Source organism: Serratia sp. PL7 (assembly GCF_945957435.1).
In genome coordinates, this window is sequence record NZ_CAMFLB010000029.1 from 34,003 (window position 1) to 51,900 (window position 17,898).

The 17,898-nt window shown below is 50.7% G+C and carries 12 protein-coding genes; 3 read left to right on the forward strand and 9 right to left on the reverse strand.

All coding sequences use genetic code 11. From position 1 onward, the window contains the following. Positions 1 to 3: 3 nt before the first annotated feature. The 4 genes from N6G83_RS46925 to N6G83_RS46940 all read right to left on the reverse strand — a co-directional run bounded on the left by N6G83_RS46925 (position 4) and on the right by N6G83_RS46940 (position 5,950). Positions 4 to 2,565 (reverse strand): fimbria/pilus outer membrane usher protein, encoded by a 2,562-nt coding sequence (locus N6G83_RS46925; protein ID WP_081375810.1) that lies wholly within the window; start codon positions 2,563 to 2,565, stop codon positions 4 to 6. Between the two features lie 142 nt (positions 2,566 to 2,707). Then, positions 2,708 to 3,379, reverse strand: a complete 672-nt coding sequence (locus tag N6G83_RS46930) for a molecular chaperone (protein WP_199063805.1) — start codon at positions 3,377 to 3,379, stop codon at positions 2,708 to 2,710. A gap of 75 nt (positions 3,380 to 3,454) precedes the next feature. Further along, the gene (locus tag N6G83_RS46935) at positions 3,455 to 3,979 is read right to left on the reverse strand and encodes a fimbrial protein (protein ID WP_074030836.1); all 525 of its coding nucleotides are present in this window, start codon (positions 3,977 to 3,979) and stop codon (positions 3,455 to 3,457) included. A gap of 954 nt (positions 3,980 to 4,933) precedes the next feature. Beyond that, positions 4,934 to 5,950, reverse strand: coding sequence for a fimbrial protein (locus tag N6G83_RS46940; RefSeq protein ID WP_074030834.1), 1,017 nt, complete (start codon positions 5,948 to 5,950; stop codon positions 4,934 to 4,936). 587 nt (positions 5,951 to 6,537) lie between these two features. On the opposite strand from N6G83_RS46940, the gene N6G83_RS46945 reads away from it, so the two are divergent. From N6G83_RS46945 to N6G83_RS46955, 3 genes are all read left to right on the forward strand, one after another. Then, positions 6,538 to 7,068 (forward strand): fimbrial protein, encoded by a 531-nt coding sequence (locus N6G83_RS46945; RefSeq protein WP_074030832.1) that lies wholly within the window; start codon positions 6,538 to 6,540, stop codon positions 7,066 to 7,068. Between the two features lie 101 nt (positions 7,069 to 7,169). Further along, positions 7,170 to 7,847 carry a molecular chaperone gene (locus N6G83_RS46950; RefSeq protein WP_196062650.1) on the forward strand — a complete coding sequence of 226 codons (678 nt, stop codon included), beginning with the start codon at positions 7,170 to 7,172 and terminating at the stop codon, positions 7,845 to 7,847. A gap of 101 nt (positions 7,848 to 7,948) precedes the next feature. Next, entirely contained in the window at positions 7,949 to 10,513 is a 2,565-nt protein-coding gene (locus tag N6G83_RS46955) for a fimbria/pilus outer membrane usher protein (protein WP_260524211.1), read from the forward strand. Between the two features lie 201 nt (positions 10,514 to 10,714). On the opposite strand, the gene yidA is transcribed toward N6G83_RS46955, so the two are convergent. The 5 genes from yidA to dnaA form a co-directional block, all read right to left on the reverse strand. Further along, on the reverse strand, positions 10,715 to 11,524 hold the full coding sequence (gene yidA / locus N6G83_RS46960; RefSeq protein ID WP_211134728.1) for a sugar-phosphatase: 810 nt from the start codon (positions 11,522 to 11,524) through the stop codon (positions 10,715 to 10,717). A gap of 125 nt (positions 11,525 to 11,649) precedes the next feature. Continuing rightward, positions 11,650 to 14,064, reverse strand: coding sequence for a DNA topoisomerase (ATP-hydrolyzing) subunit B (gene gyrB, locus N6G83_RS46965; protein ID WP_211134727.1), 2,415 nt, complete (start codon positions 14,062 to 14,064; stop codon positions 11,650 to 11,652). 18 nt (positions 14,065 to 14,082) lie between these two features. Beyond that, positions 14,083 to 15,168 (reverse strand): DNA replication/repair protein RecF, encoded by a 1,086-nt coding sequence (gene recF / locus N6G83_RS46970; protein ID WP_211134726.1) that lies wholly within the window; start codon positions 15,166 to 15,168, stop codon positions 14,083 to 14,085. Between the two features lie 155 nt (positions 15,169 to 15,323). Further along, the gene (gene dnaN, locus N6G83_RS46975; protein ID WP_211134725.1) at positions 15,324 to 16,424 is read right to left on the reverse strand and encodes a DNA polymerase III subunit beta; all 1,101 of its coding nucleotides are present in this window, start codon (positions 16,422 to 16,424) and stop codon (positions 15,324 to 15,326) included. Positions 16,425 to 16,429: 5 nt separating this feature from the next. Then, on the reverse strand, positions 16,430 to 17,824 hold the full coding sequence (gene dnaA / locus N6G83_RS46980; protein ID WP_021181394.1) for a chromosomal replication initiator protein DnaA: 1,395 nt from the start codon (positions 17,822 to 17,824) through the stop codon (positions 16,430 to 16,432). Between the last annotated feature and the right edge of the window lie 74 nt (positions 17,825 to 17,898).

The window sequence follows — 17,898 nt, forward strand, 5'->3', positions numbered from 1 at the left end:
CCCTTACCGGCATTGCCCGTTCAGGATCTGAACCCTGGCATGCTCTACTGTCTGTTTCGCCAGCGTATAATTCACCTGGCACCGCTGATCTGCTTCGGTTCCCCATTGCACATTGAGGGAGCCGCTCTCCGCCAACCCCGTCATATACACCTGACCGTTGTCGCCCACGATAAAGCCCTGCGCTGTCTTCTGCATCGGGTCACTGACCGTTGCGCCAAATGGCACTGGTACACTGCCAACCTTAAGCAAGGTCATCAAAACACGCTGCCCCACGTTAGTAGCAAAGTCGGCGCGGATAACCGCCCCTCGCGTTGGAACCACGTTCTGGCTCGACAGCGTCAGGTCGACATTGTCCGGCAGTGTTTCGGTATTTAACCGCACCTGATTCTTACGATATGGGCTGCTGTACGGCACTATGGCATAACCCCGCCAGTCGGTTTTCACCCCAGTTTGGCCACCGACATCGACACCTACGGCACCCGGCGCTTTCACCAGTGTCACAGTTTCCCCAAGTAATTGACCGAAGGTCACACCGTTCTCATGCAAGACAACCCCCCCCTGCACTCCGTAATTCAGGCGCTGACTGTTGTTGTCATAACCATAACCGGCATTCACCTGCCCATAAGTACCACGGTAATCGGCATTCAGACTGCCGCTGTTACCCACACCGTTGGTACCGTACCCCTGCTGCACCCCCCAACTCAGGTTATTAGCGGCCAGGGCCGTTCCATTCATACCCGCAGTGTGGGTGGTCCCACCTTTCTGACTGGTATTCAGGCTGTAGCTGGCGTAGGTATTCCTCACCCAGCGGTCCAACGGCACGCTGACACCAAGCGAAAACACCTGGTCTTTGTCATACACGCGCCCGCTGCCATTGCTGCCGCTGGCGGTAGCGTTCTCGTTATAGCTGTAGTTCAACCCATAGCTGATACCGTTCCAGCTGTTGTTGTACCCCGCACCGATAGAGCGCATGGTGCGATTGCTATTCCAGTAATCTTCACTGATCCAGCTCAGCGAAAGGGTACCCGCCCCTTCCCACAGGTTCTGGTTCATGGTCAGTTCGGAACGGTTGCGGCGGCGTTCAACCAACGGTTGGCTGGCTTGGTCCCGATGGGTATCCAGTACTTCCTGCAAGGAGTAGTAGCCGTCGGTAGAGTAGCGGTAACCCGCAATCGCAAAGTTGGTCCCGGTCTGGACAAAGTTCTTGCTGTAACGGATACGCCACGACTGACCATTCTCCTGTGGTTGGTCTTTCATGGTCGACCATGCCTGGGTCACATCCGTCGACAAGGCACCAAAGTCACCCAGGTTTTTTCCCATCCCCAGCGCCAGAGAGTGGTACTTCTCGTTGGCGAACTGCCCACCGCCGTAGGCAGTCAGCCCATAGGGCAAGCCGTAAATTGCGGTGGCTTGGCCGAAGGGGGTTTTCTCCACGCTGCTGTCGTATGAGCGGTATTGCCCGCTGGTCACCGCGTATTTCAGGCGTCCTTCACGCTGCAGCACCGGCAGTGATGCATATGGCACCACCAGTTCCTGTTCACTGCCGTCCGACTCACGTATGGTCACGTACAGGTTGCCGCTGCCGCCGGTCGGGAACATGTCGTTGATTTCAAAAGCCCCTGGTGCCACAAAGGTCTGGTAAATCACATAGCCGTTTTGGCGGATGGTCACCTGGGCATTGCTCCGGGCAATACCCCGCACTGATGGTGCATAGCCCTTCAGGCTGTCGGGTATCATGTCATCGTCCGACGCCATCTGTGCACCACGGAACGGTACGCCGTCAAACACATCGCTTGGTGAAGTACTGTCCCCCAGCACCAGTTGGCTCTTGAGCGAAACGATATTGCGTGCAGCGTAGGTATACACTGTGCTCCATTCACTCTTACCTTGGCTGTCACGGTTCCAGGTGGTGTAGTTGCGCAACCGCCACGGGCCGAAGTTAATGCCAGGCCGCAGGTTGGCAAACTGACTATTGCTATCGCCGTTGTTATTGTCACGGGCAACGGTGTTTGCACCACTCAGGCTGTAATTCAGCAAGAAAGACGAAATACCATCATTCCACTGGGTTTCCGGTACGTAGCCCCGTGCTTTTTGCGACATCGCCGCCTGGGGAATACTCAGCAAGAGTTGTTGAGCACTGAAGCGGAACTCGGCGCTGGCTTGCGGGATGGCATTGAGGTTGGCACACTGTGCTTCAGCTTTCCCAATGGCAGGAAACAGGTCGGTTTTAACACCCATTTCATTCAGTTGAGCGACCGTCAGACAAGGCTGCAGCCCCTCTTTACCTTCGGCGCTTTTCCCTATCTTGAATTCAACTTCACGCGTGTCCTGCTGTTCATTATTGAGATAGATATCTACCCGGTAAGAGCCAGGAGCCTGCATCGCCCGCTCTTCAAACACTGACAGGTCGGTTTTCCCGTGTTGTGGATTATCTGTCTCCAGCAGCGCCGGGTTAAAAAACTCACGTGCCTGTGTTTCAAAGGACACCCCCCCCAACAGGGTCATGTGTACTGCAATAAAATACGCAAGCGGGCTGACACGCAGTGAAGACTGACTTTTTTGCATATTTCTAGTCATATAATTAACTTGGCCTTTGTCACTATTCATTCATTTTTCCAGCGGCCTACAGAAGAATGCCTTTTCTTCCGATGTTTTAACGTTCAAGGCTTTTCTGAGTTACCGCGTTTTTATCTGTACCCTTTGTGACTTAAAGTGAGCCAGTATGCTCTTTGCCGGCTCCGCCAAAATCATTGATGATGGTCCAACTCACGCTTCCACTACTCACACCGGCAGGCAAGGCGAAGCGGGCAGTAGTGCCTGGGGCCACAAGGGTTGCCTCTTTCACGTCCTTACCCGCCACTTTTACCTTTTGAAAGTTCATGTAGTACGGGGTCGGGTTGGTCACGCGAAGCTCATTACCACTGCGCTGCCAAGTGAGTTTGTCGGCCATGTTGTCTGGCGCCCCTTTCAATCCATGAGGGCGATAAATCAGCTTCATACGTGTTTTGATGGCAATTTGTAGCGTATTTCTGTCACTTTCTTTTTCTGCCGACGGAATGGCCTTGATGTTCATCCAGAATAGTGATTCCTTATCCTCTGGTAGATTGCCGCCCGCACGCACTACACGCAGCAGGTTCTCTTGCCCAGCGTCCAAGCGAAATAGCGGTGGGGTCACAATAAAGGGGGCTTTCTCAACACCATCGGTGCTTTCAACCCATGTCTGCACTAAATACGCTTTTTTATCCGGGTTGCTGACGCTCAGTGAAGACTCCTTCTTATTGCCGTCATAAATCAGTCGGGTTCCGCCTACAATGACACCTGCCTGTGACATATGAGCGGTAAATAACAGTGCTAAAATTAGCGCAGGTGAGAAATTCATATTTTATATCCTTCACGATATAAATAACGGGGCTATAGCCCCGTTATTTATAATTATCGCCAACCAGATTAGTTCTTAGTTATAAACAATAGAGAAGCTTGCTACTGCGTTGGCTGGGCCGCTGGTTACGGTTGCTGCCGTTGCGATATAACGCGCAACGAAATCAAGGTTGGCCGCACCTGATGTCAGAGCGTAATTGGTGGAAGCTGTATTTAACGGCAGTACGCTTTGTGATGCGTCAGCCAACTGGATACCCACACCTGTAGCGACGCCAGCGTCCTGAGTCAGGGCTAAAACGCTGTTGTCACCAGCAACGGTAGTGCCGTCGAATTTAACGTTGACGCTGTCTACGCCTGTTGGGCAACCACTCACCTGTAAGGTGAACTTGGTAGCTGCAGTTTTGTCACCCGCAGCAGCAAACGCAGTCTTAGACACTTTACCCAAACTAACATCTAAAGAACCGCTGGTAGCATTAGTAACGTTACAAGCAGCATCGATTACAGAACCGGTGAAATTAATCTGGCCATCAGCAGCAAAAGCAGAAACAGTGGCCATAGCGGCAGCAGCAACCAAAGTAGCAACGATAATATTCTTTTTCATTTAAGACTTTCCTTTCAAATGCGACCAATGCGCATTTATGATTTAACGTGACGTCGAAACATCAATCCATGCAATACTATTCATTACGGTTAAATAACCGCTCGGCCAATAGCGTCCTATAACGTCTCTGTGAAAGGCATTCACAAAAAGGATATTCTTCGCTTTACGCGAGGTGTCATTTAACGCGATTAATATAGACAAAAAAAGATAATACTGTAAATGTAATTTTTATTTATCAGCGATATAAAAAACTTATTTAAATTAAAAAAAACAATGAAAATCAGACTACTACACACACATGTTAACAACGCAACTACGACAAATTAATTTAAAATAATTTTATTCATCTCTTATAGGAAAAACTTATCACTGCAAACCATCATCAATTATCTAATTCGAATTCCAGGGTATCTTTACTCAAAAAGAGGCTTTATTGAATAAATCTAACTTCTGGCTGCAATCAGGATCAGAACACCACATTCCTTATCCTGTAGCGGCCACCCTGCGTGGATACCGATACCCATGAGGTTAAGCCTCTTTATCAAAGCGGGTTCGTCTACCTGCACTGGCTTTTCCATTCAACTTAATACGGAATGACGACCTTAATAACGCTCACTTTAAAATAATCACTTAACACTCTGTTTTAATGGATTTTATCAATAATCACCGCCTTACATCGACGCTTCATAAAATCCTACTTTCTGAGAACGCTAATGCCATCTACTAGCCGTAACGCAAACTGACTTCCTCTCGCGGGGTAAAACCCTCGTGATTATCCGCTAGAAACGCCACTTCATTATCCGCTCGCAGGCGCGGCAATCTCTCTATAGCAACTGCTCTGGTAGAACGCCGGTAGTCCTCTGTTGGCTTCGTCAATCATTTCCAGACATTTATCGAACGGCGAGGGGTGCACAGGGTTACTACTGAACCCTGTGACTGTCTACAGCGAAGTTGTTATTGATAAGTAAGCGTGAATGTCGCCGTCGCATTTGCCTTTCCAGGGGTTATATCATTAGAGGTTTGATAATAACGGGCCTGAAATGCGAGCGAGTTACTTCCTGATGTGGACAAACCGATTTCGACTTTGCTGCCGAGTGCTAATGGTTTGCTATCGTGCAAGATCTGGACAGCTGCACCAGTGGCGCTATTACCCGACGCGGTTAAATTCAATAATCCCTCTGCTGCATTTGGAGTATCACCGTCTATTTGGACAGTGACCCGTGTTTCAGCTGCGCATGTGAGAGGAATGGTAAAAACTTTAGTTCTAGCATCTCCGGGCCAAGAACCAACGCCCTTAAATGCATTTCTATCTACGTCTCCCATTACAACACTGATCGTGCTGCTGTCGACGCTACAGGTCAGTGTTTTTATATTGAATGAATTTATAGATACAGTAGGTTCTGGTTGCGTCCAGCTGGTTCTATTATTAAAAATAATAAATGAACCTACTTGTCGAGAACGTACAGAACCAGAGCCTGTGACCTGCGCTGTTTTATAAAGCTGTACCCCGATCTGACCTGTTATCGCCTGGGTTGATAACAAGCCATTGGCATTACAAAAAAGCCTGTTATTTGCATTCGTGTCGCCCATATTGGTTCCATCAACCCAAGCTAAGGTACCACAAGTGTTACCTGACTGCCCCTGAATTGCGTAGCCGACCCCTTCAACACCGGTAGCGTAGATTCTTTTACCATCGATTTTCGTTACGTACGTTCCAGCAGCTTTGATCCCAAAACTCTGACTAGTGATGAGCGGGACAGTATTTGTACACTTATATGTCTCAATAAAATCTGTAGTAATTAAGTTACCAATCGGTGAACCGACGGGTAAATCTTTTCGTATCGAAATATCGGGCAAGGTGAGTGTAGTCGCCGTTGTTTGGGCCGAACATGTGAAGGCTTGGGCACAGAATGGCATGAAAAACCATACTGACACGAAGAATAAACACACCTTGAATTTTATTTTTTTCACTTATACTTTACCTGAGTTATAATGAGCGACATATGGTTATTAACTAGATACAAATTGTTACCATGGGTAGATCTTGGCGTTTTCATGCCGACAGTGCGTTGAAACAACATTTTCTATCATGTGATAAAGATAAATCGCTATCTTTGAATCAAGATCTATTATAATACTTTCCTTCACAATCGAGAATGAACTATTTTTTATTAGCGATAGAAAAAAGTAATAATATCTTGAATTAAAAAATAGTAATAATTGTAAATTACCAATCACTTTATCCTTCGCATTGATAATCAAGATTTTTCTTGATAAAAATAAATTTTGTTATCACTGATAATTAAAAGTTTATTTACACGAATAGCATGTGGGGACTATAGTTCACCACATCAAGAAATACACAAGCATAAGTATGCGAGTTACCTTGATGTCCTCTTTAATGTATCAGCTTCGATAAATTTCTTATCGTGTTTATTGAGAGCAGCCTTTATATAAAGGCCGTTCTACACTTGTTCGCTAAAGAGTCAAACCATACTGACACCTCTTAATATAGAGAACAGTATTATTAACTAATAAAGTAAGTAAGGAATAACTTAATGAAAAAGAATATTATTGCAATGACCGTATTGGCTTCTTCTGTAGTTGGTACAACAGCATACGCTGCAGATGGGCAAATAAATTTCACCGGTGAAATCACTGATGCCGCTTGTGAAGTGACTAACTCTGTAGGTTCACCCTTGGAGGTAACGCTAGGTAAAATCTCAAAAACGGCATTCTCTTCGGTTGGCTCCAAGGTATCTACTACACAGTTTTCTCTGGAGTTGAAAAATTGCCCGGACACAGTAACCAGTGTGAAAATTAAATTTGATGGCGCGACTGTTAATGGCGACAACAGCGTATTAGCTCTGTCTCCTGATGTAGATGTTGCAGAAGGCGTTGGCATCCAGTTGTCTGACGCCAGCAACAATGTGTTGCCGTTGTTTAGCGCTTCCCAGGCTTATCCCTTGACAAAAGGTGCGGTGAATAACCTTGGTTTCACCGCGAGCTACATTGCTATCGCTGATGTTGCTGAGATTAAACCAGGTAAAGCTAACGCAACGGCTAACTTCACCATTAATTACAACTAAGGTCTGAGCAGCCCATTATTTGGGCTATGGCGTAAATATTGTGAACCCTGGCCGACACAAAAATGGGTTGGCCTATTTTTTTATAGATATTGGAGTCTCTTATGAAATTTTCCCCTATTACTCTACTGACGACATTGCTGGTGATCAGCAGTACTGCGCAGGCAGGTGTGGTTATCGGCGGTACACGTCTGATTTATGACGGTAGCAAGAAGGAATCTTCACTGGCCGTCAGCAACCCAGACAAAGTGCCCTACCTAATCCAGAGCTGGGTTGAGAACGACGTGGACGGCGCTAAAAAAGCCCCTTTCATGATCACTCCACCACTGTTCCGTTTAAATGCAGGGCAGGAAAACTTGATGCGTGTTGTCCGTGTGGGCGGCAATCTACCAGAAGATAAGGAATCACTGTTCTGGCTCAACATTAAATCCATCCCATCAACGGTAAAGGATGAGAGCAAGAATACTCTACAAATTGCGGTGAAAACACGTATCAAGCTGATTTATAGGCCTAAGAACCTGAAAGGCACCCCAGAAGAAGTGACTGACAAACTGATTTGGCAGCGTAATGGCAACACTCTGCAAGTCACCAACCCTACCTCTTTTTACATGAACTTCCAGCAAGTGAAAGTGACCGGTAAAGAAGTGAAAGAGGCAACTTATGTCGCACCAGGTGATACGGCGAGATTTACATTGCCAGCAGGAGCTACCGGCAACAGCGTAAGCTGGATGATTATCAGTGATTACGGTGCCGTGGGCAAAGAACATGTGAGCAAAATGTAACTATCTTAAGTAAAAGTAAATTATCCAAGAAATTCAGCACGCACTCAAAAATGCTAATACAACGGTCGAACAGTTTCCTTGCAAACAATGGATTAAAACGGATGAATAATAAAAATTATATACACCGCTTACTACGTGTCAGCAAGTGGGGGTATTTAATTACCGCTCAATTAACTTTATTGGCTAGCGTATCTTTCGATGCACAGGCTCAGGACTACTTTAATCCAGCGTTGCTTGAGATTGATAATTCACATCAAGGCAGCGCAGATCTGAGCGTATTTGAAGATAGTAATATGCAGATCCCGGGCACTTATCGAGTTGATATTTATCTCAACAAAGAACGCCAGAGCACAAGTGATGTTGAGTTTAAAGCGTCGAAAAATAAAGAAGGTAAAGAAAGCCTGCAACCTTGCCTGAGCGTTGAACAATTACAAGCTATGGGGGTAAGAACAGAACTGTTTACCAACATCAGTGATGTGGAAAACCAGTGTGCTAATTTAGGTGCAATTCCGCAGGCCAGTGCTGAATTTCGCTTCAGCGCTCAGCAGTTGCTGCTGAGTGTTCCACAGGCAGCCATGTCGCAGAAGGCTCGTGGCTATGTACCTGAAGAACAGTGGGATAATGGCATTTCAGCCTTTTTGTTAAACTACAGTCTGAAAGGTGCCACTGCCAGTACGAACAACGCTAACAGCAGCAGTCAGTTTGCCAACCTGCGGCCCGGTATAAATATCGGGCCCTGGAGGTTACGCAACTATACCACTTGGCAACGTGATAATAGCGGGCAGGATAAATGGAGTACTGTCTACTCATACGCACAACGCGACGTCATCGCGCTGAAGAGTCGACTGATTCTGGGGGACAGTACTTCGCCAAGCGACGTGTTTGACAGCGTACCGTTCCGTGGTGCACAGATGGCGTCGGACGATGACATGATACCCGACAGCCTGAAAGGCTATGCCCCGGTAGTACGTGGCGTGGCGCGAACCAATGCTCAGGTTGTCATTCGCCAGAACGGCTATGTGATTTACCAGAGTTTTGTAGCTCCAGGTGCATTTGAAATCAATGATATGTACCCGACCGGCAGCAGCGGTGACCTGTTTGTGACAATCAAAGAAGCCGACGGCAGTGAGCAACAACTTGTCATACCATTTGCTTCACTTCCCGTACTGCAGCGTGAAGGATATTTCAAATATACCTTAACCGGTGGGCAATATCGTTCCTATGACAGCAAAGTGGCTCAGACGCCTTTCAGCCAACTGACGGGTATATACGGTCTGCCTCACGGCTTAACCGCCTATGGCGGTGTACAATTTGCGAATAATTACCAGTCAGTGGCAATCGGTTTGGGTAAAAACCTTGGCCGTTTCGGCGCACTTTCCACTGATATCACCCATACCAGGTCTACGCAGCAGGATCAGCCAGATGAGAGTGGCCAATCATTACGTATCCGCTATAGCAAGAATATTGTTCAGACAGGAACCAACCTTGCGATTGCCGGATATCGATACTCAACCGACGGCTACTACAGCCTGCAAGAGGTTATGGATACCTATCGAAATGAAGGTGTGCAGTCGCAGATGGAACGCAGGCGCAACCGTTCCGAAGTGACACTCAGTCAAAACCTGTGGGAAGGCGCTGGTGCTTTATCTTTGAGCTGGGTGAGCGAGGACTATTGGAACAACAACCGAACCATGCGTTCTATCGGTACCGGTTACAATAACAGTTGGAATGGCATCAATTATGGATTTTCTTACAACTACAACGAAGATTCAGTAGCTAGCGGCAACAATAGGGGAAACAGCGGGCGCACCTACGAACGTGATCAGGTATTTTCCTTCAATGTAAGCGTGCCACTCAATCGTTGGATGGGAAATAGCTATGCCACCTATAGCATGAGCACTAGTCAGAAAAACGCCACAACAAACACTGTGGGCCTGAGTGGTACCGCGTTGACGAACAACAATCTGAACTGGAGTATGCAGCAAGGGCACGTCAACCAGGGCGGGGGCAGCACGACTAACCTGAATGCAGATTATCGCGGAACCTACGGCCAAATCAACGCTGGTTACGCCTATGAACCAAATAGCCAAAGGCTGAGCTATGGCCTGCAGGGTGGTATTGTAGCGCATGAGGATGGAGTGACTTTTGGCCAGCAACTGGGAGAAACAACTGTACTGGTAAAGGCGCAGGGTGCTGCCGGTGTGAGTGTAGGCAACCAAGCGGGGGTTAAAACCGACGGGCGTGGCTACGCCATCGTCCCTTATGGCACTCCTTACCGTAAAAATCAGGTGCAGTTAAATACCGAAACGCTACCGTATGAGGTTGATATAGTGCAAAACACCCAAAGTGTTGTTCCTACTCGGGGAGCTTTAGTCCGCGCCACCTTCGAGGCTAACGTCGGACAACGTGCGATGATGACAGTGTTACGGAAAGATGGAACCCCTGTACCGTTCGGCGCAACAGTGACTAATCAGGCACAGAAAACCGAACAGGGTTTTATCGTTGGAGACAACGGTCAAGTGTATCTGACTGGTCTTGCTGAACGCGGTGTTGTTAATGTTCAGTGGGGCAATGGCACAGAGCAGAAATGCCAAGTCAGTTACTCGTTGACCAAAAAAGCACAAAATACGATGAATGTTCCTGAGCTAAGCGGACAGTGCAAATGATTATACCGATAGATTATCGAAAGCACTGCCGGTGTGGCATTGGCTGCCGCCTGCTAATTGGTTCTCGAGTTTAGGGGAAAAAAGTGGCGGTTGTGTTGTGCTGGAAAAATACCTGCAGGCTATTGTCCCCCAACCCTTATGTCTTGATCTTCTCCGCTAAGGCGGAGAAGATCAAGACATAAGGGTTGGGGTGAGGGGCAACTACAGCACAAACTTCTCGATCGCCAGTGCGACGCCGTCTTCGGTATTGGTGCCGGTTACGTGCTGGGCAATTTCCTTTAATTCTGGAATAGCATTGCCCATCGCTACGCCCATCCCGGCATACTCGATCATCGCAATATCATTAGCCTGATCGCCTAACGCCATCACGTTTTCCTGCTTGATACCCAAATGTTCGGCCAGCATTCTGACGCCCGCGCCCTTATCCACATTCTTATGCAGGATCTCCAGGAAGTAAGGGGCGCTTTTCATGATGGTGTAGCGATCCCAGGCCTCTGAAGGCAAGCGGGCTATCGCATCGTCCAGCAAGGCAGGCTCATCAATCATCATCACCTTCGGGAAACGCATAGTGCGATCCATCTCTTCCACGCTGCGGTATTTCAGCGGGATACCGGTCATTTGGGATTCATGGACGGTATATTTGCCAATGTCTTTATTCGGCGTGTAAAGGGTATCAAAATCAAACGCCTGATAATGAACGCCAAGCTCCCGTGCCAACTGCTCAAAATAGAGATAATCGTCAAAGCCGAGAGTTTCTTGCAGCACACAGGCACCGTCCGTCGCCTTCAACACCAGGGCACCGTTATAGGTGATGCAGAAATCGCCCTCACCCTGAATATCCAACTGACGCAGATAGTCCTGCACGCCGACATAAGGCCGCCCGGTAGCCAGCACCACATGCACGCCTTTAGCGCGCGCGGCGGTCAGCGCCTGCTTTACCGCAGGCGTAATCTGGTGCTGCGGATTGAGCAGCGTGCCGTCCATATCAATTGCAATCAGTTCAATAGCCATTCGAGTGTCTCCCAGTGGTTTTTTCTCATGCTAACGCGTTTCAGCTTGCCATGTTAGTGCTAAAAACGGCATAAAAAAATCCGCGCGGGCGAACCGGCGCGGATTTTTAATAGCCAAATAAGGCGTTAGATATCGATATTCGCCGCTTTCAGGGCGTTTTCTTCGATAAAGGCACGACGTGGTTCAACCGCATCGCCCATCAGGGTGGTGAACAGCTGATCGGCTGCAATAGCGTCTTTCACCGCTACGCGCAGCATACGCCGCTGATCGGGATCCATGGTAGTTTCCCACAGCTGATCCGGGTTCATTTCGCCCAGCCCTTTATAACGCTGGATCGACAGGCCACGGCGCGATTCTTTCACCAGCCACTCCAACGCCTGTTCGAAGCTGTCTACCGGCTGGCGACGTTCGCCACGTTCGATATAGGCATCTTCTTCCAGCAGGCCACGCAGTTTTTCGCCCAGCGCACAGATCCTGCGGTATTCACCTCCGCGGATAAATTCAAAGTCCAGCGGGTAGTCAGTATCCACACCATGGGTACGAATACGCAGCACCGGTTCGAACATCTGGCGTTCACGGTTTTCAACCAGCACAGAACTGTAGCTGCTACCGTGCTGCTCGTTATCGTTGAGCAATTTCACCAGCGATTCGATCCAGCTTTCCACCTTGGCACGGTCGCCCAGATCTTCTTCGTTCAAGGTTGGCTGGTAGATCAGGTTGTTCAGCAACGCGCGTGGATAGCGGCGTTCCATCCGGCCAATCTGTTTCTGCACGGCGTAATGTTCAGCCACCAGCTTCTCTAACGGCTCACCCGCCAAGGCTGGTGCAGAACCGTTGGTGTGCAGGGTCGCGCCGTCGAGGGCGATGGAAATCTGATACTGATCCATCGCTTCGTCGTCTTTGATGTACTGCTCCTGCTTGCCTTTTTTCACCTTGTACAACGGCGGCTGGGCAATATACACGTGGCCACGCTCGATGATTTCCGGCATCTGACGATAGAAGAAGGTCAACAGCAGCGTACGGATGTGCGAGCCGTCGACGTCGGCATCGGTCATGATAATGATGCTGTGATAACGCAGTTTGTCCGGGTTGTATTCGTCACGGCCAATGCCGCAACCCAGCGCGGTGATCAGCGTGGCAACTTCCTGTGAGGACAGCATCTTGTCGAAGCGGGCTTTCTCAACGTTGAGGATTTTCCCTTTCAGCGGCAAGATCGCCTGGTTCTTACGGTTACGGCCCTGCTTGGCTGAGCCGCCCGCGGAGTCCCCTTCCACCAGGTAGAGTTCGGACAACGCCGGGTCACGTTCCTGACAGTCCGCCAGTTTGCCTGGCAAGCCAGCCAAATCCAGCGCGCCTTTACGGCGGGTCATTTCACGCGCTTTACGCGCCGCTTCACGAGCACGGGCCGCATCGATGATTTTACCAACCACGATTTTGGCGTCTGCTGGGTTTTCCATCAGGTAATCCACCAGCTTCTCGTTCATCAGCGATTCGACCGCCGTTTTCACTTCCGAAGACACCAGCTTGTCTTTGGTCTGGGAAGAGAATTTAGGATCGGGCACTTTCACCGACACCACGGCAATCAGACCTTCACGCGCATCGTCACCGGTGGCGCTGATTTTGGACTTTTTGCTGTAGCCTTCTTTATCCATGTAGGTGTTCAGGGTACGGGTCATCGCGGCACGGAAGCCGGCCAGGTGAGTCCCCCCATCACGCTGCGGGATGTTGTTGGTGAAGCAGTAGATGTTTTCCTGGAAACCATCGTTCCACTGCAGCGCCACTTCCACACCGATATCGTCTTTCACGGTTGAGAAGTAGAACACCGTTGGGTGGATCGGCGTCTTGTTCTTGTTCAGGTATTCCACAAACGCACGGATACCGCCTTCATAATGGAAGTGGTCTTCTCTGTCGTTGCGCTTGTCTTTCAGGCGAATAGAGACGCCCGAGTTGAGGAACGACAGTTCACGCAGGCGCTTGGCCAGGATGTCGTACTCAAACTCGACGTTATTGGTAAAGGTCTGGAAGCTCGGCCAGAAGCGTAGGGTAGTCCCAGTCTGGTCGGTTTCACCGACGACTTTTAGTGGGGCCTGTGGTTCGCCATGCTTGTAAGTTTGCTCATGGACCTTGCCTTCGCGGCGGATCACCAGTTCCAGCTTTTCTGACAGGGCGTTAACAACCGAAACGCCTACGCCGTGCAGACCGCCGGATACCTTATAGGAGTTGTCGTCAAACTTACCGCCGGCGTGCAGTACGGTCATGATGACCTGTGCCGCAGACACCCCTTCCTCTTCGTGGATACCGGTTGGGATACCACGGCCATCATCCTGCACCGAGACGGAGTTGTCGGCGTGGATCGTCACCTGAATGTCGCTACAGTGGCCAGCGAGTGCTTCGTCGATAGCGTTGTCCACGACCTCGAATACCATGTGGTGCAGACCGGTGCCGTCATCAGTATCACCGATATACATGCCCGGACGCTTACGTACCGCATCCAGCCCTTTTAATACCTTGATACTTGAGGAGTCATAAGAATTCGACATCAACGTTTCTCGCTCATTTTAGTCCTGTGGTTGAACCTCTATTTTACCTTGTTCCACGCGGAACATCTTGCCCTTTTCACCCATCATGTCGGTTACTTGTTCAGCGCTTACCGCACTGACAAAAACCTGAGCCTGGGTGGCTTTCAGGCGATCGGCCAGCAACCGGCGACGGCCGGTGTCCAGCTCGGAGGCAAAATCATCAATCAGATACAGGCAACGCCGCCCGCTCTGGCGGGTGAGAAACTCACCCTGCGCCAAGCGCAATGCGCACATCAGCAGTTTAAGCTGACCGCGCGATAACAAATCCTCTACCGGCGTACCTTCGGCACGAATGCGGAAGTCCGCTTTATGCGGCCCCACCGCGGTATAGGTTAACGCCCTGTCGCGCTCAAACTGGCGCTCCAGCAGCTCTCCGTAGTCGCTCTCTTTGTCCCAGCCACGCTGGAAAGAGAAACTCAGGGCAAATTCGGGCAAAAACTGCGCGCAGGTCGCGGTGATATCCGCGGCAATTGCATCGCTGTAAGCTGCCCGCCACTCGCTGATACGCTCGGCCAACGGGATCAGTTCCTGATCCCAGGCGCGGATCTGCGCATAGCGATTGACCTGGCGCAGCGCGGCATTGCGCTGCTTCAGTAACCTTTTCAGGTTGCTCCAGGCGGTGAAAAAACCGGGTTCGTTGTGAAAACACCCCCAGTCCAGGAAGGCACGCCGATACTTCGGCCCGCCATTAAGCAGGGTAAAACCTTCGGGGGTGATCAACTGCATGGGCAGTAGCTGTGCCAGCTCTGCCACCTTATGGCCATCGCGGCCATCGATGCGCACTTTGCTGTCACCCTGACGGCTTTTACTCAGTCCTACCGATAATTCGCGCCCGCTGCCTTCGATCCGGCCATGCAACACAAACTCCGGCTGATCGTGGCGGATCACTCGCCCGGCCTGCAGGCTGCGAAATGCGCGCCCATGGCCAAGGGTATACACCGCCTCCAGCACGCTGGTCTTGCCGCTGCCGTTGGCCCCCACCAGGAAGTTAAACCCCGGGGCAGGTGCCAGATCGGCAGCTTCGATATTGCGGAAATCTTTAATCAGTAAGCGCGTCAGAGCCATACTGTAGTTGTCTTAATCATCTAACAATCCAGGGCGTTATCGTCGCAGGTCATTTGCGTGCGGCCAGCACACAGCAACCGCAGCGTACTTAAAGTACGTGAGGATTGCGAGCACTGCCCAATCGCAAAGGGGCAAGTAAGATAGCCCGATAATTTCTACAGTCGCATTGGCATGACGACGTAGGCGGCAGACTTACTGGCACCGTCTTCGATCTGCACGCTGGAAACGGAATCGGTCAGCAGCAGGCGCACATTTTCACACTTGAGCGCGTTCAGCACGTCCAGCACATAGCTGACGTTGAAACCAATTTCCATCTCGGTGCCATCATAGCTGACATCGAGGATCTCTTCCGCCTCTTCCTGTTCCGGGTTGTTGGCGGTGATCTTGAGCTGGTTCTGGCTGACGTACAGGCGCACACCGCGGAACTTTTCGTTCGACAGAATGGCCGCACGGGCAAACGCCTGCTTGAGCAGGTCACAGCCCGCATCCAGCGTTTTGTCCGGATTTTTCGGCAATACGCGGCGATAATCAGGGAAACGGCCATCAACCAGCTTGGAGGTGAAGATAAAGTCACCGACGTGAGCGCGGATGTTGTTGCTGCCAATCTGCACCCGTAGCGGCGTATCACCACCGTCCAGCAAGCGGACCAGCTCCATCACCCCTTTACGCGGCACGATCACCGAATGAGTAGGCAACTGCTGGCCAATCGGCATCGAACACACCGCCAGGCGGTGGCCGTCGGTAGCCACGGTGCGCAGCTCTTCCCCTTCGGTTTCAAACAGCATACCGTTCAGGTAATAACGCACATCCTGATGAGCCATCGAAAACTGGGTGGCTTCGATCAGGCGCTTTAACGTCGCCTGCGGCAAGGTGAACTCCACCTCGCTCTGCCAATCATCCAGATTCGGGAAGTCTATCGCCGGCAGCGTGGACAGCGAGAAGCGGCTGCGGCCAGAACGCACCAGCATACGGTCGCCTTCGAGGATCACCGTAATCTCAGCCCCTTCCGGCAGGCCACGGCAGATATCAAAGAATTTACGCGCGGGGACGGTCGTCGCGCCCGCTTCATGGGGCTGAGACAGGGCAACGCGGGCCACCATCTCCATCTCCAGATCGGTACCTGTCAGCAACAGGGAACCTTCCGTCACCTGCAGCAGCAGGTTACCCAGAATTGGCAGCGTCGGGCGGCCACCCAGTGGGCTGCTCACCTGTTGCAGCGGTTTTAGCAGATGCTCACGTTCAACGATAAATTTCATATGGGCTATGACGACAATGTTCTGATTAAATTGGAGAAATCTTCTTTGATGTCGTGACTTTCCTCACGCAGCTGCTCAATCTTCCGGCAGGCGTGCAACACCGTAGTATGGTCGCGGCCACCAAACGCATCGCCGATTTCTGGCAGGCTGTGGTTGGTGAGCTCTTTTGCCAATGCCATCGCCATCTGGCGCGGGCGGGCAACCGAGCGCGAACGCCGTTTAGACAGCAGGTCCGCGATTTTGATTTTGTAGTACTCGGCCACCGTCTTCTGGATATTGTCGATGGTGACCAGCTTTTCCTGCAACGCCAGCAGATCCCGCAGTGCTTCACGCACGAAATCGATGGTGATGGCGCGGCCAGTAAAGTTGGCGTTGGCGATCACCCGGTTCAGCGCCCCTTCGAGCTCACGCACGTTGGAACGCAGGCGTTTGGCGATAAAGAACGCCACTTCGCCCGGCAGACGGATATCGTTCTCGTCGGCCTTTTTCATCAGGATCGCGACGCGGGTTTCCAGTTCCGGCGGCTCGATCGCCACCGTCAGGCCCCAGCCGAAGCGGGATTTCAAACGATCTTCCACCCCGTTGATCTCTTTTGGATAGCGATCCGAGGTCAGGATGATCTGTTGATTGCCTTCCAACAGGGCGTTAAAGGTATGGAAGAACTCTTCCTGTGAACGCTCTTTGTTGGCAAAGAATTGAATATCATCGATCAGCAACGCATCCACCGAGCGGTAGTAGCGTTTGAATTCTTCAATGGCGTTATTTTGCAGCGCCTTGACCATGTCCTGCACAAAGCGTTCCGAGTGCATATACACCACTTTGGCATTGGCCTTACGCGCCATGATGCCGTTGCCTACCGCATGCAACAGGTGCGTTTTACCCAGGCCGGTACCGCCATACAGGAACAGTGGGTTATAAGCGCCCCCCGGATTGTCTGCCACCTGCCGCGCCGCAGCACGAGCCAGCTGGTTAGACTTACCCTCAACGAAGTTATCGAAGGTGTGCTTGGGGTTGACGTTGGAACGATAGGACAGCTCAGGCGGCGGTGCCGCATTGTCCCAGCTTGGGCGGGACGGTGCAGCCGTGCGCACCACCGGGGCAACCGGAGCGCTGTTGACGCTGGCCATCACGGGCTGGCTGAGGGTTTGTGTCAGTGGCTTGCTGCCCACCTCAAAACGCAACAGCGGCGCATCCGTACCGCAGAAATCATTCAACAGGCCATTGATATTGTTTAAGTACTTATCGCGAACCCAATCCAGCACAAAACGATTGGGCGCATACAGCGCCAGGGTATTGTCACTCAGTTCCGCCTGCAATGGGCGTATCCACATACTAAATTCTGTGGCAGGTAACTCATCCTGCAATCGGGCAAGACACTGCTGCCAAAGCGAAAGTGACACGGCGGACTCCACTCGAACAAGATCAATAAAAAGAAAAGAATCAGGCTACTTTTTTATAACTCATGATTTTTGAC

Bases quoted from the DNA above. Each gene is read 5' to 3' on its own strand.
- yidA (WP_211134728.1), bottom strand. From the start codon at position 11,524: ATGGCTATTGAACTGATTGCAATTGATATGGACGGCACGCTGCTCAAT.
- gyrB (WP_211134727.1), bottom strand. From the start codon at position 14,064: ATGTCGAATTCTTATGACTCCTCAAGTATCAAGGTATTAAAAGGGCTG.
- N6G83_RS46930 (WP_199063805.1), bottom strand. From the start codon at position 3,379: ATGAATTTCTCACCTGCGCTAATTTTAGCACTGTTATTTACCGCTCAT.
- N6G83_RS46950 (WP_196062650.1), top strand. From the start codon at position 7,170: ATGAAATTTTCCCCTATTACTCTACTGACGACATTGCTGGTGATCAGC.
- recF (WP_211134726.1), bottom strand. From the start codon at position 15,168: ATGGCTCTGACGCGCTTACTGATTAAAGATTTCCGCAATATCGAAGCT.
- N6G83_RS46945 (WP_074030832.1), top strand. From the start codon at position 6,538: ATGAAAAAGAATATTATTGCAATGACCGTATTGGCTTCTTCTGTAGTT.
- dnaN (WP_211134725.1), bottom strand. From the start codon at position 16,424: ATGAAATTTATCGTTGAACGTGAGCATCTGCTAAAACCGCTGCAACAG.
- N6G83_RS46955 (WP_260524211.1), top strand. From the start codon at position 7,949: ATGAATAATAAAAATTATATACACCGCTTACTACGTGTCAGCAAGTGG.
- N6G83_RS46925 (WP_081375810.1), bottom strand. From the start codon at position 2,565: ATGCAAAAAAGTCAGTCTTCACTGCGTGTCAGCCCGCTTGCGTATTTT.
- N6G83_RS46935 (WP_074030836.1), bottom strand. From the start codon at position 3,979: ATGAAAAAGAATATTATCGTTGCTACTTTGGTTGCTGCTGCCGCTATG.